The sequence below is a fragment of the Occallatibacter sp. genome, assembly GCF_049510455.1.
Classification (GTDB): domain Bacteria; phylum Acidobacteriota; class Terriglobia; order Terriglobales; family Acidobacteriaceae; genus Telmatobacter.
The window spans coordinates 18,576-41,127 of the sequence record NZ_JBEKYX010000006.1 but is presented as its reverse complement, the minus strand read 5'-3'; the positions used below and the strand labels follow the sequence as shown (position 1 = coordinate 41,127).

Below are 22,552 nucleotides of genomic sequence, written 5' to 3'. Positions count from 1 at the left end.
ATGGGCTGTGGACGAAAAAGAAGCCAAATTCGTGCAAATATCCAGGGAGGGAACGGCGCCAAAGCCGCTTTTTGGATTAGACGCGGCTGGGCTGGCAGAAGTCATGGCTACTGCCGGCGAACCTGCGTGGCGCAGCCGTCAACTGGCGGAAGCCATGTATCGCCAGCGGCTTACGGAACTGGATGCGATTACCACATTCCCCAAAGCTCTCCGCGACAAGCTCAGCGGCGAAGGGTTTTCCATTGCCCGCCCGCGCATTGCGCAGGTTTTCAAGTCAGTGGACGGCACCGAGCGCTACCTTGTGGAGACTTCCAGAGGCGATACCGTGGAGACGGTCTGGATGCCCGAGGGCGACGGCGGCGAGGCCGGCGACGGCTCGGAGGCTGGAGAAGCGGGCCCAGATTCCAAAAGCCGGTCATGGGACCGCGCTACCATCTGCGTTTCCAGCCAGGTGGGCTGTGCCGTCAATTGCCAGTTCTGCCTTACGGCCAAGCTGGGCCTGCAGCGCAATCTCACGGCTGGAGAGATCGCCGGGCAGGTCATCAGCGTGCTCGATCGCCACACCGTAGAGCTGGGCCGCGACCGCATCAATCTTGTCTTCATGGGCATGGGCGAGCCATTTCTGAACTACGAAAGCTTCATGGGCGCAGTGAAACTACTGGTTGAAGAAACTGGCCTAAGCTCGCAGAGGATGACGGTTTCCACTTCCGGCATTGTGCCGGGGATCGAACGCTTCGCGCAGGAGCCGGATGCGGTTCGTCCCAAACTGGCTATCAGTCTGAACGCGCCCAACGACGAAGTGCGCAGCGAGATCATGCCTGTGAATCGCAAATGGCCCATTGAGGCTGTTGTGGATGCCGTGCGCCAGGTGCGGTTGAGGCCACGAGAGCGTGTGACCTTTGAGTATGTTCTGCTTGGTGGTGTTACCGATCGCCCGCAAGACGCTCGCGAAGTCGCACGCCTGGTTCGCCGCACCGGTCTTGCAGCGAAAGTCAATCTGATCGCCTGGAATCCCGGTCCCGGAATTCCGTATCAAATGCCGCGCGAGGGCGCTGTTGAATCATTCAAAAATGCACTTGCCGCTGAAGGCATTACGGCTTACCTGCGCCGTCCGCGCGGGCGGGACATCTATGCGGCCTGCGGACAACTGAAGCGGACGGTGGAAGGGTAGACCGCGCGTTTAAGCCGCACGGTCAATCACTTCAAGTACGGTGCCTTCCCGTTTTTGAAGATAAGCAATGATTGCAAAGAGATTTTTAGCCTGCGGATTTCCAGAGGCGCTGAACATGCGCATGAGCGTCTTGGGTGAGTGTCCGAGGTCTTTGCCGAGCTGGACGAAGCCGACCGTGAATTTGATGTATTTGCGAAGGACTGACTTTCCGGTTTCAACGTCGCCGGTGAACATGCAGTTGATAGCTTCGCGAATGAGGGCGCGGCGAAACTTCGGCTTCTGTAGGCACTCGCGGATAGTGTCGTCGAATGGTACGGTCAGGGCTTGCTTCACTTTGCCTCCTGCTTGCGCTTCTTGTATTCCTGCCAGAGAGCGCGCCGTCAAATTTCCTGTCGCAGCGTTGCGGCGCGTCCCAGCGCCAGCAGCGCGCCGGTCACACGCGATGCGGCGTGGCGCACAAAGTTCTCTTCGGTGGCGAAGTCTCCGGCAATGCACTTTACGCCGAGCGCCTCAACACGCTCAATATCCGCCTCAATGGGAAAAGCGCCTTCTGCCGCGTAGCGGGCCAGCGTCTCCGGCGTGAACGGGCTCACATTCACCAGCGCATAGTCAAAGATAGAAGCGCGTGTGTGCTCGTAGATGCGCTCGATGTGCTGCGAAGCCGTAAGGCCCAGGCTCTCATTGGCCTGCGTCATCAGGTTGCACACAAAGACACGCAGACCGCGCGCCGATGCCAGCGCCGTTGGAATCCCCTGCACCAGCAGGTTGGTGATGAGCGAAGTATAGAGCGATCCCGGCCCCACCGTAATCAGGTCCGCATGAGTAATCGCTTCGAGCGTCTCCGGCAACGCTGCAGCGTCGGGCGGTTCAAGCATCAGCTCTTCAATGCGTCGTTTACTCGCCGTGATATTTGTTTCGCCGCGCACCAGAGAGCCGTCGTCCATGCGCGCAATCAGCGTCGCATTCGCCGTTGTGACGGGATAAATCTTGCCGCGCGTTGCAAGAATCTTCGATGCCAACTGAATCGCCAGGCCAAAGTCGCCGGTGATGTCCGTCAGCGCGGCCACAAAGAGATTTCCGAAGCTATGGCCTTCCAGGCTCGTCCCTGAGCGGAAGCGGTAATCAAAGAGTTTCGCGAGCAGGTCGTGCTCTTCGCTCAGCGCCACCATGCAGTTGCGCAGGTCGCCCGGCGGAAGCATGTTGAAGTCTTTGCGGAGCCGCCCCGAGGAGCCGCCATCGTCCGTGACCGTCACCACGGCGGCCAGGTCCGAGATCTGTCCCGGCTCGCTTGTGCCCGGCGCAGTCACATGGCTGCAAAGGCCGCGCAGCAGCGTGGACAAGCCTGTGCCTCCGCCAATGGCAACTACGCGCAGCGCGCGCGTGGCGGCGGAGGGAATCTCTTCAACAGCGGAAACTGCTGGCAAAAGGTTCTCCCAAAAGTTTCTTCAGGGATTTGCCGCGATCCCTACTGCTCAGGATACAGCAGCTCGGTAAAGCGTGGATCGTCCGCCATAGCCTGAAAATCGTTATCCGTCCGGGCCTGCAGGCGGTTGCGCGGATTCAAGCGGATCGCCTTCTCCAGCGCTGTCAGACACTCTTCCGGATGATTCGTGATGCACTCCAGCAACGCCAGCCCATACCAGGCATAGTCCGCCTTCGGCACATCGCCCAGCACGCCCTGAAAGTGCTCCCGCGCGTCCTCGTACAGCCCGTTGTTCAGTTGCAGCACGGCATAGTTGTACCGTTCTTCCGCCGATTGGAAGGTAATCCGCGTATGCTCCAACTGCCGGCGGCAGGTGGCAATGTACATGCGGATTCGCTCCGTAATCTCAAGCGGAGCACCAGGCAGCAGCTTTTCCAGCGCTGCCAGAGCCTTCTCGTATTTGCCCTGCTGCACCAACTGCACCGCAGCCTGATAGTGCTGATAGGCTGCGCTGTTCGCGGCTGTTTTCGCCGGGTGCGATTTTGCAGGCTCCGAGGAAGTTTTCTTGCGGCTTGCTACCACATTTCTAGCCTGTTGCGTCATTCGTTTTATCCGATTCGAGAGGCACTCCAGCCGCGAGCCGAGTATTCGGATGCGGCATAAAGGCGTGCACGCCTGGTTGTCCTTTGCTCAGCCACTCTTTATACGCAGAATGCCGTAACGAGTCAAGGCAGGTACTCTGCGCCTTCAATATACCTGAGTACGTTATACGCGCCTGGTGTAAATCGCAGGATTGAGGCTGGGATCGTTATACATCTTCAGTTGCCGGTAAAGTTTAAAGCGCCGCGTTCCTGCCATGGTCTCCTTCCACAGGGCATCCAGGCACAAGGCCAGATCCGCCCGCTGCTCTTCCAGAATCATAAGCCGAGCCAGATTGCGCTCCACATGACCATTCGGCGCATCCGCGCGCTCAGACTCTTCGCGCGTGTGATAGATCTTCAGCGCCAGAATCGAAAGCCGGTCGATCATCAGTCCCGGAGATTCCGAATTCAGCGGCGCATTCTCCGCGGGCAGCTCCTGCCCGACAAGAACTTCCAGCAGAAATGCATCGATCTGCTCGGACAGATCGTTGCGCTTCTGATTCGTCGTATCGATGCGCCGCTTTACATCGGCAATCTGCTCGTCCGTAGCGCCTGGCGTGCGCGCCTCGTCCTCCGTATGCCATAGATCGAAGTTCGCGCGATGCTGATCTCCGATGAGCTGCCCGATTTTGTCTCCCAGCGACAAAGCCGCGTCCGGCGCGATATGCCAGATCGCGATCAGCTCGTCCTGCATAGCAATCACTTGCGTTACGGAAAAATTCAACTCTTCATCCTGCTTCTTGATTTGGTAGTGTCTCAGTTTAAAGAAACCGCCTCAGGGGCTAAAGCCCAATTTCATTTTTATGGCCGTTTCGGCACGACTCAAGTCGTGCCCTGTTACAAAGCAATCCAAATTGAGACACCGCCCTTGGTTTTGATCAGATTTTGAATTGCATCTTCTATGGTAGAACTATCTCACCTGTGGGTCGATGCCTGGTGAGGGTTCAATGAACGATAACGCGGAGCGGATTCTCTGTATCTCGACATACGAAAAGGGGCAGGACTTTCTGCGCCAGTGTTCCGATATGGGTGTCAAGGCGACTCTGCTCACGCTCGAAAAGCATCGCAATGGCGACTGGCCGCACGAAGCTCTTGAAGACCTGGCCACCATGTCTGAAGGGCAGACTAAAGAGCAGGTCACCAATACCGTTTGCTGGATGGCGCGCGGACGCAACTTCGACCGCATCGTCGCTCTCGACGAATTCGATCAGGAGCTTGCCGCGCATCTCCGGGAACATATGCAAATTGCCGGCATGGGCATCACACTGGCCAATGCCTTTCGCGACAAGCTCGCCATGCGCACCCGCGCCCGCGAGGCCGGCTTCCTGGTCCCGGAATTTACCCGCGTCATCAATTACGACGACCTGCGCGGCTACATGGCTACCGTTCCGGCGCCGTGGCTGCTCAAGCCCCGCGCCAACGCCTCCGCCCTCGGCATCCGCAAAATTACGGAAGAGGAACAGCTCTGGCGTGCGCTCGACGAACTCGGCGACGAGCAGAGCCGCTACGTTCTCGAGCGCTTTGTTCCCGGCGAGATATTTCACGTCGATTCCATCGTCAGCGAGCGTCAGATCGTCTTTGCCGCCGCGCACAAGTACGGCAAGCCGCCCATGCAGGTGATGCATGAGGGCGGTGTCTTTACCACGCGTACGGTAGACCGGGCCAGCAGCGACTGGCGGCAGTTGACTGAGCTCAACGCGCGTCTGGTGCCCGCACTCGGCATGGTGCGCGGCGTCACGCACGGCGAATACATCAAAGCGCATGCCGATGGGCGCTTCTATTTTCTTGAGGTCGCAGCACGCGTCGGCGGAGCCTTTATTGCCGACCTCGTCGCGAATGCCACAGGCGTCAATCTCTGGCGCGAGTGGGCGCGTATCGAAATCGAACACCTTCGAAGCAACCCATACCGCCCTCCAGCGCATTATGCTGAGTATGCGGGTAGTGTGCTCTGCCTTGCGCAGACCGCACATCCCGATACAAGCGCTTTTAATGCGCCAGAGATTGTTCATCGTATCAAAAAGCATCACCACGCCGGGCTCATCGTACGTTCGCAGGAGCCTGATCGCGTGGAAGAACTAGTTGACACATATAGCGCAGAGTTCGCGCGTTTATTTCTGGCATCCATGCCAGCCCCAGAAAAACCCACAGCATAGTTGTGTTTGCCTGAATCAACAGGGGGCACATCTTACGCGCCAAACGGACTGCAAAAAGTCCAATCACAACGGCGTTTTTACGCCGATAAGTAAATTACGGCCGCAGGCTAATCCTTCGCTTATGCCGGCGCGTGTGTAGGTTTTTGTACTTTTAAATCACGGTGTAGATTGCGGGCGTCGGAATTCCATGCCTCAAAATTCCCGCGCCCATGGAGACTGTGCATGAAATTTCCCCGCCTTGCACTCTTGCTTATGCTCTGGTGCGTAATACTACTTGCCTTTTCGTGCAGCGGAATAACGTTCGCACAGGACACTCCACAGCCGTCCCAGCCCGTGCCCCCGCAAAAGCCTTCGCCTGACAATCCTCCGCCGCCTGTGCCTCAGCCCGCACAGGATAATCCCGCACCGCAGCAACAGGCTGCTCCTGACAGCAGTTCGCAGACCAGTGCTCCCGCTCCCGGCGTGCCGGCGGATCGAAACCCCTATCCGGCGCCCGCTCCAAATCCGCCTCCGCTCATGCGCGGTGAAAAGTATCGCGCGCCATGGGAAGGCGAGGTTCACTGGGGACCGCTTTCGCGCGTCGGCATCGGCGCCGATATTTCACCGCTTGGCATCGGCATCAAGAGCGCGGTCATCTTGACGCGAACCATCGACGCGCGCGTGATGGGAAACTTTCTCAGCTTCACCACTCCTGATTTCGATATAGACGGAACCAAAGCCACAGGAACCCTCCATCTCGCCTCGCTGCAGGCCGCGGTCGATTTCTATCCTCATAACAGCATCTGGCGGCTCAGTGCCGGCGCGCTGCTCTGGAACGGAAATCAGATCAGCGCAAAGGGAGATGAGCAGCCGGGAACCAGCTTCACGCTGGACGGCCAGACGTACTATTCCTCCACGACGAATCCGGTAAGCGGCAGCGGCGTCGTCGGCCTTCACGGCAACGAACCGGCTTTCACAGCCAGCTTCGGTTTCGGACGCTTTGTTCCGCGTTCTAACCGCCATTGGTCCTTCCCAACGGAGTTCGGCATCGTCTTCATGGGCGTACCCACGCTCAAAATCAATGTCTCCGGAACAGCTTGCCTCACCGTCACGGAAACCGCAGCCACCTGCAGCGACGTAAGTGAAACCACCAACCCGGTCGGCGCAGCCTTCAACCAGTCTCTTCAATCCGCGGAGGCCCGCTGGCGTCGATCTCTCGGTGACGTGACCTTCTATCCCATCTTTTCCTACGGCGTGATGTACAGCTTCACTGTCCGAAACAAATAAACCAGGCAGATAGCAGGATGCCCCCGCGCGGATAAAATTGTCGCGGGGGCAAGAATGTCGAATAGCTGGCAATACCCGCACCGGCGCTGGAATCCGCTTCGCAAATCCTGGGTCATGGTTTCCCCGCATCGCACGCAGCGGCCCTGGCAGGGCGAAGTTGCGGAAAAGACGCTTCCCGCCGCAATTCATCACGATCCGCAATGCTATCTCTGCCCCAGGAATTCGCGTGCCGGCGGAGCCGTGAACCCTGACTACAAAAGTGTCTTCGCATTTGTAAACGATTACGCCGCACTGCTTCCTGAACTGCCATCCGTTGAAGCGCCGTCGGCTACAGATCCGCTGCTTATTGGCGAAGCCGCGCGCGGCCTTTGCAAGGTTCTCTGCTTCCATCCCGATCACAGCCTGACTCTCGCCCGCATGACCCGCGAAGAGATTCGTCCGGTCATCGACGGCTGGACGCAGCAATATGAAGAACTCGCCTCGCTGGACTGGATTCAGTACGTTCAGGTTTTTGAAAATCGCGGAGCCATGATGGGAGCCAGCAACCCGCATCCGCATGGCCAGATCTGGGCTACAGGTTTTGTGCCCGATGAACCGGCGCTTGAAATCGAGGCGCAGCGCGAGCATCTCCATAAAACAGGCAAATGCCTGCTCTGCCAGTATGTCGAGGCCGAGCGCGCCGCAGGCGAACGCATTCTCTTTGAGAACGATCACTTCCTTGCGCTTATGCCCTGGTGGGCTGTCTGGCCGTTTGAGGTCATGATCCTCAGCCGCCGCCACCTGGGCGCGCTGCCGGAGCTGACCTCAGACGAACGCGATGCGCTGGCCGACATACTCAAGCGCATGACCACGCGCTACGACAATCTCTTCGAGACGCTCTTCCCCTACACCATGGGCCTGCATCAGTCGCCCACAGACGGTCAAAACCACCCCGAGTGGCACTTCCACATTCACTTTTATCCGCCACTGCTGCGCTCCGCCACGGTGCGTAAATTCATGGTGGGTTTTGAAATGCTGGGAATGCCGCAACGCGACATCACCCCCGAGGCCGCCGCCGACCGGCTGCGCAACTGCTCGGAAGTCCATTTTTGGCCAAGAGAATAAGGCCGAGACAATAAGCGGGAAGGGAAGAGATGTCCCACGGCCATCCGGAGCGCCATCCATGTCGGCTGACACGCAGAGCGTGCGGTCGCTTTGATGAGAAATCCCTGTGTGATTTTGTGGGATTGGGCTGAATGCTGTGGTGAGCTCGCTGGGAATCGAACCCAGGACCCACGCATTAAAAGTGCGTTGCTCTACCGACTGAGCTACGAGCTCGTTATACTACGATTATTTCTAAACTAACACAGGATGCGCTTGGTTCTCACCCCGGCTGCCCGCTTTGACTCGCTTACGCACATCGGTTGCGAATTGGGAAAAATCATTTCGATTCCTTGAGAATTGAAGCTCAATTTCCCCCAAAAGTGTCATGATCGTAACCATGCCTTGGTAATTGATGGGTTAACATTGTGGAAATACAATTACAAATTAGAGAAGCCTTTGGACCGCGCAAGACTCGCGGCTCAGGCGCGCCGCATGAAAGTCAAAGTGTGCGCATGCCGCGCGTGACAGCAGAGCTGCACGATAACTTCATTCAGCGCCGGCCTATGACGCCGGATGCGCGAATGTAGTTTGGGGGGAAATGTGGGAGCCGAACCGCTCGTTGTATTTGATCAGACTCCGAATGATGTAGCGGCACTTTATTCCTGGGCCAATCTTCAAGGCGCCAAATACAGAGACTTTTCCGCCAGCCGCGCTCAGGTCAGGGAGCAGGCTCGCCAGCGCGTGCAGGAGGCGATGGAGGCTGAACGCAGCCGCGTCCAGGAAGCCTCGCCGACCGATACCGCTCTGACTCGTATTGAAACGGAAGGCGTGATTGAAACCGTTCGTGAGCTGCCTACTCCGCGCCGGATTGCGGAGCCTGCCGGACACGCGCCCGCTCCTGAAATCCTGATCGACCATCCGGTTCCATTGCGGCCCATTTCACAGGCCGCCGATGCACCCGCTCTTATCGCAGTTACCGCTCCGCAGCTCACGCCGCGTCCGCTCAGCCAATCTTCGGCTCCATACGTTGCGCTGAGCGTAATTGAGGAGCCCATTCAGGCACCGGCCCCCGCTGTGCGGAAGCCGGATTCGCAGGCCTCTTCAGCGGCTGTCGTCCCGCCCGCGGCTGAGTCCATCTCCGCCCGCTGGTTCGCACTCAACAGCATCTTTCCCGCCAACGTCCCCACTCCGGCGCAGGCGCGCAGCCGTGTTCCCGCCGTGGCGGTCTTTTCGCTTGCAGGCGGCGTTGGCAAATCGAGCATCGTCGCCGCCCTCGGTCGCGCTCTCTCGGCAAATGGCGAGAACGTTCTGCTCGTCGATACGGCCGCCTTCGGCATGCTGCCATTCTTTTACGGCGCAAAGGATCAGCGCTCCGACGTGCTGCGCACCTTCGTGGCTCCGCATGCGGACGGAGGCGCTCGCGTTGAAGTTCTTACCCTCGATATCGATCGCTTCGGCCCCGAAGGCAATACGCCCGAGCCCTTTACGAAGGAGATTCTGCGTCACGCAAACGGTGCCAGCCGCATCCTGATCGATCTTGCCACGGCCTCGAATATGATCGTGCGCCGCATCCTGCGGATGGCTCCGCTTGTCCTCATTCCGGTCCTGCCGGATGTAGGTTCCGTGGTCAGCATTGGCGCGATTGAGCAGTTCTTTCAGCGCAACACCAGCGGCACAGGCCAGGCCATTCAGCCGTATTATCTTCTCAACCAGTTTGACGAAGATCGGCGTCTTCACCGCGATGTGCGAGAGATTTTGCGCAACCGCCTCGGCGACAGGCTGCTGCCGTTCGCGCTGCGCAGCTCCGCTCTGGTTGGCGAGGCGCTGGCTGAGGGAATGACAGTGATGGATTACGCGCCCGGTTCGCCCGTCGCGGAAGATTACACGCAACTGGCCGGGTGGGTCAGGAGCCTCGCAGCGTCCTTCGCGGGCGCGGTGCGCGGCGCGCGTTGGAGCGAGCAATGAGCGTCACCCGTTTCTGGCAGAACATAGGCCGCGGCGATAACTTTTTTACCGGAGCGCTCAGGCTGGCCTTCCTGGCCATTACCGCGCTCATCTTTTATTTCTTCGCCGTGCTTCCGCTCACCTGGCCGCAGCAGGTGGTCTGCGGGCTGCTGTTTCTGTTGATCGGCATTGCGGTGGCGCGCAGCTCGGATTCCTATATCGTCACACTCACGCTGATGATGATGTCGATCTTCTGTACCTTTCGCTACGGGTACTGGCGGCTTTCCACCATGGCGGAGTTCTTTCGCGACCCCTCCAACAAATGGGGAGTGATCGATGTCCTCTTCATGTTCCTGCTTCTCTCGGCCGAGATATACGCCTTCATCGTCATGGGGCTCGGCTACTTTCAAACCATCTGGCCGCTGCGCCGCGCCCCGGTGGCGCTGCCGGATGAGGAGAACGAGTGGCCGCACATCGATGTGCTGGTGCCCACATACAATGAGCCGCTGGAGGTTGTGCGCTACACGGTTCTCGGCGCGCTGAATCTGGATTGGCCGGCGGACAAGCTGCATGTCTATCTGCTCGATGACGGCCGCCGCAAGGAGTTCGAAGAGTTCGCCCGCGAGGCCGGCGTAGGCTACAAGATTCGCGACAATAACAAGCATGCGAAGGCCGGCAACATCAACACCGCGCTCAAGAGCCTCGACTCACCGTACGTGGCCATCTTTGACTGCGACCACGTGCCCACGCGCAGTTTTCTGCAGATGACCGTCGGCTGGTTTCTAAGCGATCCCAAACTGGCCATGCTGCAGACGCCGCATCACTTCTATTCGCCCGATCCCTTTGAGCGCAATCTTGAGCAGTTCCGCATCATTCCTAACGAGGGTGAGCTCTTTTACGGCATCGTGCAGGATGGTAACGATTTCTGGAACGCCACCTTCTTCTGCGGCTCCTGTGCTGTGCTGCGCCGCACCGCGCTCGATGAGATTGGCGGCATCGCCGTAGAAACCGTCACCGAAGACGCGCATACCTCGCTGCGCATGCAGATGAACGGCTGGAACACGGCCTATATCAACATTCCGCAGGCCGCCGGTCTTGCCACGGAGCGGCTCTCGGCCCATGTGGGACAGCGCATCCGCTGGGCGCGCGGCATGATCCAGATTCTCCGCACCGACAATCCACTCTTCGCGCGCGGGCTAAAATTTCCGCAGCGGCTCTGCTACTTCAACGCCATGCTGCACTTTCTCTATGCCGCGCCGCGCCTCATCTTCCTCACCGCGCCGCTGGCCTATCTGCTGCTCAACCGCAGCAATCTGCCCGGCTACTGGGCCGCCATTCTGGCTTATGCCGTGCCGCATCTGGTCATGGCCAATCTCACCAATTCGCGCATCCAGGGCGAGCATCGCCATTCCTTCTGGAACGAGATCTACGAAACAGTGCTTTCGCCCTATATTCTGATACCCACCATCCTGGCGCTCTTCAATCCGAAACTGGGCAAGTTCAACGTAACTGCCAAGGGCGGCGTGGTGGAAGAAACGTACTTCGACAAGCGCATCGCATGGCCCTTCCTGGTGCTTCTGGCGCTCAATTTCCTTGGCCTGCTGGTCGCCATTCCGCGCTATTTCATCTGGGACGCGCAGCATCCCGGCACGGTCATCATGAACTCCATCTGGTGCGTGCTCAACATCGTCATTCTCGGAGTTACCACTGCGGTAGCGCGCGAGCTCAAGCAGCATCGCTCAGCCGTGCGCATCGACCTCAAGGTGCCCGTCGTGGTGCGCATGCCGGATGGACGCCTGATCGCAGGCCAGACCGCCGATATGTCCTCCGGCGGATTGAGTATCCACATGCAGGAGCCGGTGAGCCTCGACCCTGAGACGCCCATCCACGTAATCTTTCCCGTGCCCTCCACGGCAAATGAGTTGAGCGCAGCAGTCATCCATGCCGATGCCGCAACGATACGTGCCCGTTTCGATGCAGTTACCATTCCCGAACAGGAGCTTCTGACCACCGTGCTTTACACGCGCGCCGATTCATGGCTCGGCTGGGGCGAGGCGCGCGAGCGCGACGACATCGGCCGCAGCTTCCTGCGTATTCTTCACATCTCCATGCGTGGCCTCGTCACTGCCTTCAGGGGTCTCTTTGCGGGTACGGAAAAGCGCGCGGGACGTCTTCCCGCCGTTACCTCGCTGCTTCTCTTCGCGCTTGCCATTTCGACACTTGCCGTCTCGCATCGCGCCGCCGCGCAGGCAGAAGGGCAGCAGGCGTATCTCGGCTCACAGGAGCGCGATCAGATCCGGCAGCAGCCCGTGCCAGCCGGCCAGTTCCGCGATACATTCAGCCTCAACGATACCGGCACGCCGCCCATCGAGCTGCACGGCATCGACACCAACCATACCGTCTACTTCACGCTGCCGCAGACGCATGTGCCTCGCACGGCAAAGATTCACGTCTTCTATATCTTCTCTCCCAGCCTTCTCTCGCAGCTCAGCCACATTCGCGTCTCCATCAACGGGACCATGTTTGCTGCCATTGAGCCCAGGCAGCAGGGCAACGGCTCGGCCAGCGAGAACGTCGAGCAGGTCTTCGATATTCCCACAGAGCTGCTGGTACACAACAACGCGCTGAACTTTCAGTTCATCGGGCACTACGCCATGACCTGCGAAGATCCGGCCAACACCACGCTCTGGGCCAAGATTCATCGCGGCACATACCTTGACATTCAGGGCGACATGCTCCCGCTCAATGACGATTTGAAGCAGCTGCCGATGCCGTTTCTCGATCCCGCAGTGGTGCAGCCGCTGAGCCTGCCGGTCGTCTTTCCTGTTTCTCCCTTGCCCAAGGCGATTCAGGCAGCGGGCATTGCCACCAGCTACTTCGGCATGATCTCAGAGAACCGTCCGGTGCGTTTTCCCGTACACATCGGAGCCATTCCCAAAGGCGACGTCATCCTCATCGCAAACGACCCAGGCAATATGCCTGCGGGCCTGAATCTGCCGGAGGTCCATTCGCCGCTGGTGGCCATGCGAACCAATCCGAACGATCCGTATGGCAAGGTTCTCGTGATCGCCGGCTCTGACGACGATGAACTGATCCGTGCCGCGCAATCCATCGCCATGCGCAGCGGAGTGCTCAACGGCCCGACTGTCTCGATCGACGATCTCATACTGCCCGGCAAGCAGCTTGCGGATAGAGCGCCGCGCTGGGCGCAGACCGATCAGACGGTCTCGCTCTGGGATTATTCAACTGCCGAATCCATGCAGGGCGACGGATCCGCGCCGCGCGATGTTTACTTTCGTCTTGCGCCGGACATCTTCTATTCCGAGCGGCCCAACGCCATTCTTCGCCTCGCCTATCGCTACAACTCCATTCCCATCGGCCCCATTTCGAGTCTCCAGATACGCATCAACAATGCGTTTCTGGGCTCGGTGCCGCTGGTGCCAGGCGATCAGACGGCACGCACTACAAAGATCGATGTGCCGGTGCCGGTAGTGAACCTGCGCCCGTTCTCTAACTCGCTCTCGTTTGATTTCACCTTCCAGTTGCTCAAGAGCAACAACTGCAGGGATACCACGCCCATCAGCATGCAGGGCGCCATCCTGCGCGATTCCTACCTCGACATGCGCGGCTATCCGCACTATGCGCCCATGCCGAATCTGGAGATCTTCGCCAACGCCGGTTTCCCCTTCACGCGCTTCGCGGATCTGAACAACACCACGGTCGTTCTGCCGCCGCAGCCCACGGAGCAGGAGATCGAGATGTTCGTCACGCTCATGGGCCACTGGGGCCGCCAGACCGGCTATCCCGGTCTTCGCGTCACCGTCGCGGGCCCGGACAGCCTCGCATCAGGCGCAAAGAGCGATTTCCTCGTCATCGGCACGGGCGACGATCAACCCGCCTTCGACAAGCTCTCGCGGTATCTGCCTGTCTCCCTCGCCAATGGAAAGGTGCAGGTACACGATACGCAGGGCTTCCTTGCGCCGCTGCATCGCGCCTGGTGGAAGCAATCGGCCGCTCAGACAGAATCCGGCGAGCTGGTGGCCAGCGGCTCGCCCGACGGCATCCTCGAAGGCATCGAGTCTCCCTTCGACTCCGGCAGCAGGAGCATCGTGGCCATCCGTATCAAGGACTCGTCCAACTTTGAGCCCTTTATGTCCACCTTTCTCTACGTGCAGCAGGCCAGCGACATTCAGGGATCGGTCTCATTCCTGCTTGGCACACGCTTTCAGTCCTTCCGCGTCGGCTCCACCGCATATTATGTGGGTGAGTTGCCTCTGTGGACCCGGCTTGAAGTATGGTTCTCCGAGGTGCCCTGGCTGGCCGGGATCATTGTGCTGGTCTTCGCATTCCTTATGGCAATCTGGGTCAGGCAATGGCTGCGTCACCGGGCACGCAGGCGCTTGAATATGATGTAATCCGCAAGGCCAAAGCAGCAAACTTGCACTTGTACTTTCAACGGCATCGAATAAGCTGGAGCTGCAATTCTTTAGCGGAGATTCAGATTGATGAGTGCGTGGTGGACGCGGTTGCGGCTGCGGATTCTCTTGTCTATGCTGCCTTTTCTGATGGCTGCCGACGGCTGCAAATCAGCCGCCGTGCAGGCCTGGCCGCTTTGGGAAAAATACGCGCAACACTTTATCAGCGCCGATGGCCGCGTTATCGATCCCATGCGCGGCGAAATCACGACCTCAGAAGGGCAGAGTTACGCGCTTTTCTTCGCGCTGGTCAATAACGACCACGCGCGCTTTGACCGGCTGCTGAACTGGACGCAGGCAAACCTCGCCGCCGGCGATCTCAGCGCGCATCTCCCCGGCTGGATGTGGGGCAAAGCGCCGGATGGCCAATGGAAGCTCCTGGACAAAGGCCAGGCGGCGGACTCCGACTGCTGGATCGCCTACACGCTTATCGAGGCAGGCCGGCTCTGGAAGAACGAGAGCTATACTCAGCTTGGCCACGCCATGATGCAACACATCGACAACACTGAAGTCGAGGATATGCCCGGCTTTGGCCTCATGCTCATGCCCGGCGCCAGCGAGAATTTTGTCCGCGGCCAGGATTACACGCTCAATCCAAGCTATCTTCCGCACTTCATGTTCATGCGTTTTGCCGCCGTCGATCCCTCCGGCCCCTGGTCCGCAATCGCCGCAAATGTTCTTAGGCTCCTCAAGCAGAGCGCGCGCAGCGGATACGCCATGGATTTCGTGCAATACGTGCCGGCAAAAGGTTTCAACCCGGTACCCGGTTTGGGTCCGCCGGACCCATCCAAACCCGCGCAGCCCGCCGCCGGCAGCTATGACGCCATCCGCGTTTATCTCTGGGCCGGCATGGAGAACCCCGCTGGAACGGCGCGCTCTGAGTTGCTCGCCGCCGTGCCCTCCATGGCCAGTTATCTTGCTGATCATGGTGCGCCGCCTGAAAAGGTAAGTGACGAAGGCATTCCGATCCTTCAAGATGGACCGATAGGCTTTTCCGCGGCGGTGTTACCGTATCTTCGCGCGCTGCCGCAAATGAGTAAGGCTGCCGCGCAGCAGAAGCAGCGAATCGACGCGCAACTGAACCCGGCCACCGGCCTCTACGGCAAGGACCCGGCGTATTACGATCAGAATCTGATTCTCTTTGCATTTGGATTCGATGAGAGGAAGTTCAGCTTCGGCCCGGAGGGCGAATTAAAGGTACTGTGGACATATTGATGACACTTCGGCGCAATCGAGCAACCGGCCTTCGTCTTCTTTCCGCATGGCTCTGCGTGGTGTGGTTGTTCGCAGTATCTTTCGCAGCGGCGCAGCGCCCCGCTCCGGCCACAGGACCGGAAAAGACGCGCCAGGCGCTCGTCAACAACGCTCACGCTCTTGAAAACCGCGGCCGCCCGGACATGGCCCTGCAGGTCTGGCAACAGGTCCTCTTCTCCGATGCAAAGAACGCGGAAGCCCTGGCAGGCGAGGCCCGCGACTATAAGCTCCTCGGCAAAACCGATGAGGCCAATGCCGCACTCGACCGCCTCCGCGCCGCCTACCCCAACGATCCCAATATCGCCAAAATCCAGGCGCTCTCCAGCGTCCGCGCGCAGAGCGATCAGCTTCGCCAGGCCGGCGATCTCGCCCGGGCAGGCAAGAACGATGAGTCCATGCGCGCCTATCGCGCCATCTACGGCGACCGTCCGCCGGACGGCGACATTGCTCTGGCCTACTATCAAACCCTCTACGGCGCCACCGGCGGCAAGCAGCCGGCCATTGCCGGCGTGCGCGGCCTCATGCAGCGCAATCCCGGCGATCCCCGCTACGCCATCGCTCTGGGCAAAATGCTCACCTACGACCCCGGCACCCGCTCCGAAGGCGTCCGCATTCTCATGGGCCGTCAGGCCGATCCCGATGCCTCGGAAGCGCTCCGCCAGGCGCTCGTCTGGGAGTCAGCCGATCCCAACTCCGCCGGTCAGCTGCGTGATTACCTCAAAACGCATCCGAATGACACCGAACTCGCCGCCAGGCTCAAGGAGAACGAGCAGAAGCTGGCTCAGATGAACTCCGGCATCGCCCGCACGCCCGGGGAGCGCGCCGCCTTCGCCGCTCTCAACGCCAAAAAACTGCCGGAAGCCGAGCAGCGCTTCACCGCCCTGATCCAGAAGGATTCCAAAAACGGCCGCGCCGCTGCCGGCATGGGCTTCCTGCGCATGCAGCAGAACAACTTCGGTGGCGCCGTCAGCTACCTCACGCAGGCCGAGCAGAGCGGCTTCCGCGACAAGTCCGTTACCGACGCCCTCGCCACATCGCGCTTCTGGTTCACCATGGGTGAGGCCTCACAAGCCGTGGACGAAAATCAGCCCGAGCTAGCCGCTTCCAAATACAAGCAGGCCCTCGCCATGCGCGCCAACAGTCCCGAGGCCCTCAACGGCCTCGCCGGCCTCTATATGAAAGAGGAGCAGTTCGCGCAGGCCGCCGAAGTCTACTCCAGCCTGCTCAAGGCACAGCCCAAAAACCTGGCCGGTAACGCCGATGCCTGGCGCGGGCTCTTTCTCTCTTATGCCCGCGACGGTCAGAACGATAATGCTCTCTCCCTCGCCGGCCAGTTTCCACCAGCTATAAAAGCCTCGCTTGACCGCGACCCCGACTACCTCCGCACCCTTGCCGCGCTTTATAACGCTTCAGGCCGTCCCGCCGACGCCGAACGCGTCCTGGCCCAGGCTCTCTCGCTGCCATTCCCCGCACAGGGCGCAGATCTCAAGGCTGACACCCGTTTGCAGTACGCCGGCATCCTCATGGAGGCCAAACGCTACAGCCAGGCCGCCACTCTCTATACACAGATTCTTCAGGACGACGCCACCAACCTCTCCGCATGGATGGGCCTTGTCAGCGCGCATCACACCATGGGGCAGGATGAGACCGCCATCGCCGACGTGGAGAAGATGCCGCCCACCATCTACGAGCAGGCGCTCAACGACTCCAACTTCCTCTCCTTGCTGAGCGGTATTTACCAGCAGGCCGGCCGCAATGACATCGCGCAGCAGCTCATCGAGCGTGCCAGCAAGCTCCAGGCCGTCTCCGGCCAGCCGCTCAGCATCCAGATGCAACTGCAACTCGCCGCCATCTACCTGCAGCGCAACAATACCGATCAGGCCTACGGCATCTACCGCCAAATCCTTCTTGCCCACCCGGATCGCGCCGAAGCATGGAAGGGCCTCATCGCCGCGCTGCAGCAGACCAATCACACCAATGAGGCTCTCCAGCAGATCGCCTACATTCCTCCCGCCGTGCGCGCGCAGCTTGAGCTGGACCCGCAGTTCGTGCAGAGCGAAGCCAGTCTTTACGCCACCGCCGGGGACGCCGTTCGCGCCACCCAGGCCATGAACCGCCTCGCCGCCTACTACGCAAAGCTCGGCCAGTCCATGCCCGTCGATCTCGCCATCCAGAACGCCTGGGTCCTTTACAACACCAAGAACGAGCGCGCTCTTTACCCCGCGCTCATGCGCCTCGGCGGCCGCGCAGACCTCACCGTCGCACAGCGCGAGCAGGTGCAAACCATCTGGGCCAGTTGGAGCGTTCAGCGCGCGGGAACCGCCTTTGACGCCGGAAACAACGAGCGCGCCATCGAAATTCTGGAAGCCGCATCCGCCGCCTTCCCGGACAACATCGGCGTCAAGCGCGTCCTCGCCGGAGGCTATCTCCGTATCGGAGAAGCCAAAGCTTCGCTCGCCATCTTCAAATCCCTGCCCAACGACGCCGCCAGCGCCGCCGACTTCCAGGGAGCCATCTCCGCCGCTCTCGCTGCCAGTGATAAATCCCAGGCAGAAGCATGGCTGCGTCAGGCCCTTGAGCGTTATCCCAACGACTACCGCGTTCTCGGCGCAGCAGCCCGCTTTGAGCAGGCTCGCGGCGATAACCAGCGTGCCGCCGACTACTGGCGCGCCGCTCTCGCCTCACTTCCACCCGGCTCGCCCACGGATCGCCTTGCCCACGAGCTGGCCTATCCCGATGCCGACACCAAGCCCCGCAAGGCTGCTACGGCCACCGATCTCGCCCGCCTGCTCAATCCCGACGACGAGCCATTCGCCAGAACCATCCAGCTTCCGCCGCTGCCCTCGTATGGCCCCGATCCCTACCTCGGCAAAGCCCCAGTCGTGCTTCCCGATTCGGCGTATCAGGCTTCCGTGCCGCTGGTGACGCAGATCCCGGCTCCCGCCGCACCCGCGCAAACCCAGCCCTCGGCATCTGCGCCCGATACAACGCAGCCAGCCACCAAACGCCATCACAAATCCGCCAGCTCCTCGCTGCCTGCGCCTTCCACGTATCAGGGGCAGTCAAACCCGCCATCCGGCCAGACGCTCGGCACATACGCTCCGTCATCTCCAGCCCCAGTCCAGACCGTGCCTCAATCCGCGCAGCCGCTCCTCACTCCAGCGCCCGTCCTGCCACCCCCAACCGCCCCGCAGCAGCAGCTTTATCTCCCCGGCCAGTCCGCGCCGCCAAATCAGCAGCCCACCGCGCCGCTCATTCCGCAGAACCCGCAAGCCATGGGCCCCACTCCGCGCGACTACGATCTCCAGACCGGCCTCAAGCTCTCCAGTTCCGAAGAGCAGGCAGCCGAGCGGCTGAGGATGCCGCAGACTACCTCCGTGTCCCAGATGGACGCGCTGATCGAATCGCCCATCCGCCCCCTCGAAAACGCTCCGCTCACGCTTCCTTCCATGCCGCTACCCGCGCCTCCCGTCACGCAGGATGCAGTAGCCACCAGCTCCGCATCCATGGAGCCCGTCCAGTACGCGCCGTCGGCAAAGGATGCGGCCACCGGCGCATACTCCGCCCCGCAACAGACTCAAAATCAGACTCAGAAGCCCACTCCCGCAACCGCAGAGCCGGCCCAGCAACCTGCGCCCCCCGCCGTCTCAAAGAAGAAAAAGCCCGCGAAAGCAGCGACTGAGGCCACACCTCCCGCGCAAACCGTTCCCACGCTCGCCACCGTACCGGCTGAAGCTCCGCCACAGGTTCCCGCGCCTGCTCCGGCGCAGCAGTCTGCCGAGTCCGGCGTCAGCGATCAAGATCTCCAGCAACAGAATCTTCCGCCGCTCCGTGGCCCCTGGGTGCGTGTCCAGCGCCAGCCCCAGCCCATCGATCCGCGCACGGAAGTCGAAAAGCAGCTCCAGTCGCTCGAAAGCAGTTACTCCGCGTGGCTCGGCGGCACCGGCCTGGTTAACTACCGCAGCGGCAATCTTGGCTACGACCGCCTCACTGCTCTTGAGGCGCCCTTTGAGGCCTCCGTAACCCTTGGCTATCAGAGCCGCCTCACCTTCATCGCCAAGCCGGTCTTCCTCGACTCCGGCCAGGCCAATGGCACTGCCGTCATCCAGGTTCAGGAGTCCACCAACTCCGGCACCACGCTCGTCAACATCCCTGAGCCTCTGGGAACGGACACCAACACCGGCCCCAACGGTACCACCGGCGCCACCGGCACTCCGCCGCCGCAGCAGAACGCATCCGGCATCGCCGGGGAAGTGCAGCTCGCCCTCCCGCATCTCGCCCTCGCCGCCGGCTACTCTCCTTATGGCTTCCTGGTCAGCAACTGGACCGCCCGCGGCCAGTGGAAGCCCGGCGGCGGCCCGTTCACCATTACCGCCACCCGCGACTCGGTTAAGGAAACCCAGCTTTCCTACGGCGGTCTCCGCGACCCCGGCTCTGCTTCGCTGGGTTTTCCCGGCAATATCTGGGGCGCCGTTATGGCCAACCAGGCCAACGTACAGTTCTCCAAGGGCGACGCGCTCTCCGGCTACTACGTCAGCCTCGGCGGCCAATACCTGAACGGCTATCACACGGAATCCAACAGCCGCTTTGACGGCACAGGCGGCGCTTACTGGCGCGTCTGGGCGCTGCCCGAATACGGCACCCTCTCTCTGGGCGCTAACTTCTTCGGCATGCACTACGCGCACAACGAGTCGGCCTATACTTACGGCATGGGCGGCTACTTCAGTCCGCAGTTCTATTTTCTGGCGAACATTCCGTTCGACTGGACCGGTCATTACGGCACTCGCCTGCACTATGAGATCAATGGCGGCGTCGGCATCCAGGCCTTCCAGGAGGATAAGACTCCGCTCTTCCCGCTCGCCGCGCAAAAGCCGCTTGAAGTCTCTCTGAACAACGTGGCGCTGCCGGCTCTTACCACCGTCGGCGCAAACTATAGCTTCCGTGCCACCGTCGCTCACCAACTCGGCTCGCATTGGTTTGTCGGCGGCTTCCTCAGCGCCAACAACACCTCGAACTACAATGCCGTCTCTGCCGGCTTCTCCGTCCACTACCTCTTCCGCGCGCAGTCTCCCACGGCTACATCTCCTACAGGTTTATTCGCAACCGACGGCCTGCGCCCATTCAGCGTGCCTTAGCGGCGGTGTTGGGATCGGATCGGCGCTCTGTTCTTTTTTCGCAAAGATTGTTTGCAGAAAATTACGCTCATCTGTGCCATGATTTTTTTGAACTCAAAAAGGCCCGGTTCGCAAAAGACCGGGCCTTCGTGTTCTCCGCTGCTACTTACCTCTTCAGGGATGGCGCAGTCATTTCCTACACGCTGGCCAGCGCGCATCCGGAGCTGGTGCGGCGGCTGGTGGCGATTGGAATTGACTTGGGACTTTATTCCAATCGCCACGCACCCGCCAGCAGCGGATTGTGGACGGGATGGATTACGCGGGCGCGAGCCCGATGCCGAACTGTTGGTAGAACTCGCCGTTTGGGTATGAGGCGGGCAGCGGCGAGTAAAGGACGTTGCTCCCTTCGCCCGACTCGTCGGCGAAGGATGTAGCTGTGATACTTTCGCCGGCGAAGCATTGGAAGATGCCCTGGCCGGAGGAGAAATCGGTGGTGCGACCGCCGTTCTCGCCGACCATGATGACCTGGTAATTATTGATGGGCGCGAGGTTGCCGGGCACTACAAAGGATCGGATGCCCTGCAGCGTCATTGCCGGCGAGTTGAGAACAGTGCCGTTGGGCTGGGCGACGCTGAAGGAGAAGCCGGTGACAGTACCGGCGGAATCGGTCGTGATTCTGGTGGTGAGCTGCCAGCCGGCGGGCAGGACATTGTTCGATACGGCGACGACGCCCGAGTTGTTGGGCATCGAGCGGGAATCCCAGTTGATGTAGGGGCTGGCCGGGAGATCCTGCTGGCGGAAATCGTTGACCCAGAAAAACAGTTCGTTGGCGGCGATGCGATAGCCGTATTGCTGCCAGACGAAGGGCGCTGCCCCGGACGCCTGCGGAGGGCCGAAGCAGTTGACCTGGAATGAATAGTTCCCGGTGCTGTCGGGGATGATGTCCTCCACGATGGTAATGACGACCGTGGCGCCGGTTACAGAGCCGCCGCTTGGGTTCTTCAGCACATAATTTTGATTGCCTGAAGTGGGTGTGGGCAGGAGAGTCGTGTAGGTATCGGGACCGGTATTTCCGGGGATATCTTTAGACCACGAAGACCATTTGCCGCTGCTGACGGTGAATTCGGAATTGTAGAGACTGACGTCCGAATTCTGGCCTTTGCACATGGCATATAGATTTCCATTGAATTCGGCGATTGCAACGCCTTGACTCGTGTCGCCGGTAATCTGCGTTTGTGCGGACCAACTGGTTCCGTCGAAGGTGGCGTACCAGATGCTTTGGTCGGTGCCTTCGCCTTTCCAGACTGCATAGAGCTTGCCGCTGACGCCAGCTATGGAGGCTCCCACACTTGTTCCGACGCCGGGGATGGTGTTCTGGGCCGACCAACTGGTTCCGTCATAGGTGGCATACCAGAGACGCTGGTCGGTACCTTCGCCCTTCCAGACGGCATACAGCTTGCTGGCGTAAAGCGCCAAGGTCGGTCCTATGCTGCTGCCTACGCCCGGGATTTGCGCGGGGGCAGTCCAGTTTGTGCCGTCGAAGGTGGCGTAGTACACGCTCTGATCGAATACGCTCTTCCACGCGGCAACCAGCTTTGAACCCATTGGACAGAGGGATGGGCCGGTATCGCTGTAAGCGCCGGGGATTTGTTTCTGGGCATCCCAACTGGAGCCGCTGAGCTTTGAATAAAAGACTCTGGGGTCGCTCCATTCTCCCTTCCAGGCGGCATACAGCGATCCATTGTACTCGCCTAAGGCGGGACCGGCGCTGGTATTGCCGGGGATTAACGCCTGGGCACTCCAACTGCCACTGCCGCTCCAGGCGGAATAGAAAATACGATCGTCATCCGGTTCGCCCTTCCAAGCGGCGTAGAGGTGCGAGCCGCTGGCCGTTAACCCTAGCAGAACTCCCATTTCAACCTCCTATGGTGTGGTATCGATTTTTGATTTGAGATTCGAAGCGGGGGAGACTTGAGGCAGTGCTGGAGATGAGGAACTTAGCCGCAAAAACTATATGCGCTTATTTAT

Annotated in this window: 13 protein-coding genes and 1 tRNA gene; 8 read left to right on the top strand and 6 right to left on the bottom strand. The window is 60.3% G+C overall.

Annotated features, from left to right (window positions below; translation table 11 throughout):
• The first annotated feature begins 31 nt into the window (after positions 1-31).
• The gene (rlmN, locus tag ABSG47_RS02085; protein WP_424165740.1) at positions 32-1,171 is read left to right on the top strand and encodes a dual-specificity RNA methyltransferase RlmN; all 1,140 of its coding nucleotides are present in this window, start codon (positions 32-34) and stop codon (positions 1,169-1,171) included.
• 9 nt (positions 1,172-1,180) lie between these two features.
• Here rlmN and ABSG47_RS02080 read toward each other — a convergent pair whose 3' ends face one another.
• The 4 genes from ABSG47_RS02080 to ABSG47_RS02065 form a co-directional block, all read right to left on the bottom strand.
• Entirely contained in the window at positions 1,181-1,504 is a 324-nt protein-coding gene (locus tag ABSG47_RS02080; RefSeq protein ID WP_424165737.1) for a transcriptional regulator, read from the bottom strand.
• Positions 1,505-1,551: 47 nt separating this feature from the next.
• Positions 1,552-2,595, bottom strand: a complete 1,044-nt coding sequence (locus ABSG47_RS02075; protein WP_424165734.1) for a gluconeogenesis factor YvcK family protein — start codon at positions 2,593-2,595, stop codon at positions 1,552-1,554.
• A 41-nt stretch (positions 2,596-2,636) separates the two neighbouring features.
• Positions 2,637-3,197, bottom strand: a complete 561-nt coding sequence (locus ABSG47_RS02070) for a TPR end-of-group domain-containing protein (RefSeq protein ID WP_424165731.1) — start codon at positions 3,195-3,197, stop codon at positions 2,637-2,639.
• A 162-nt stretch (positions 3,198-3,359) separates the two neighbouring features.
• On the bottom strand, positions 3,360-3,959 hold the full coding sequence (locus ABSG47_RS02065) for a DUF4254 domain-containing protein (protein WP_424165729.1): 600 nt from the start codon (positions 3,957-3,959) through the stop codon (positions 3,360-3,362).
• Between the two features lie 223 nt (positions 3,960-4,182).
• On the opposite strand from ABSG47_RS02065, the gene ABSG47_RS02060 reads away from it, so the two are divergent.
• From ABSG47_RS02060 to ABSG47_RS02050, 3 genes are all read left to right on the top strand, one after another.
• Entirely contained in the window at positions 4,183-5,388 is a 1,206-nt protein-coding gene (locus tag ABSG47_RS02060; protein ID WP_424165726.1) for an ATP-grasp domain-containing protein, read from the top strand.
• 222 nt (positions 5,389-5,610) lie between these two features.
• Positions 5,611-6,654 (top strand): hypothetical protein, encoded by a 1,044-nt coding sequence (locus ABSG47_RS02055; protein ID WP_424165723.1) that lies wholly within the window; start codon positions 5,611-5,613, stop codon positions 6,652-6,654.
• A gap of 54 nt (positions 6,655-6,708) precedes the next feature.
• Positions 6,709-7,758, top strand: a complete 1,050-nt coding sequence (locus tag ABSG47_RS02050) for a UDP-glucose--hexose-1-phosphate uridylyltransferase (RefSeq protein WP_424165721.1) — start codon at positions 6,709-6,711, stop codon at positions 7,756-7,758.
• Positions 7,759-7,895: 137 nt separating this feature from the next.
• Here ABSG47_RS02050 and ABSG47_RS02045 read toward each other — a convergent pair.
• A tRNA-Lys gene (locus ABSG47_RS02045) sits at positions 7,896-7,971 on the bottom strand.
• 366 nt (positions 7,972-8,337) lie between these two features.
• Between ABSG47_RS02045 and ABSG47_RS02040 the strand changes: the two genes are divergently transcribed.
• From ABSG47_RS02040 to ABSG47_RS02025, 4 genes are all read left to right on the top strand, one after another.
• Positions 8,338-9,702 (top strand): cellulose synthase operon protein YhjQ/BcsQ, encoded by a 1,365-nt coding sequence (locus ABSG47_RS02040; RefSeq protein ID WP_424165718.1) that lies wholly within the window; start codon positions 8,338-8,340, stop codon positions 9,700-9,702.
• Positions 9,699-14,096, top strand: coding sequence for a UDP-forming cellulose synthase catalytic subunit (gene bcsA, locus ABSG47_RS02035; protein WP_424165716.1), 4,398 nt, complete (start codon positions 9,699-9,701; stop codon positions 14,094-14,096). Before ABSG47_RS02040 ends, bcsA begins: the two co-directional genes overlap by 4 nt.
• A 90-nt stretch (positions 14,097-14,186) precedes the next feature.
• Complete coding sequence (gene bcsZ, locus ABSG47_RS02030) at positions 14,187-15,371, top strand: cellulose synthase complex periplasmic endoglucanase BcsZ (RefSeq protein ID WP_424165713.1); 1,185 nt, start codon at positions 14,187-14,189, stop codon at positions 15,369-15,371.
• Complete coding sequence (locus ABSG47_RS02025; RefSeq protein ID WP_424165710.1) at positions 15,371-20,545, top strand: cellulose synthase subunit BcsC-related outer membrane protein; 5,175 nt, start codon at positions 15,371-15,373, stop codon at positions 20,543-20,545. The genes bcsZ and ABSG47_RS02025 overlap by 1 nt, the downstream gene beginning before the upstream one ends.
• A 294-nt stretch (positions 20,546-20,839) precedes the next feature.
• Here the strand turns inward: ABSG47_RS02025 and ABSG47_RS02020 are convergent, their stop codons facing one another.
• Positions 20,840-22,438 (bottom strand): hypothetical protein, encoded by a 1,599-nt coding sequence (locus ABSG47_RS02020; protein WP_424165707.1) that lies wholly within the window; start codon positions 22,436-22,438, stop codon positions 20,840-20,842.
• Positions 22,439-22,552: the final 114 nt, after the last annotated feature.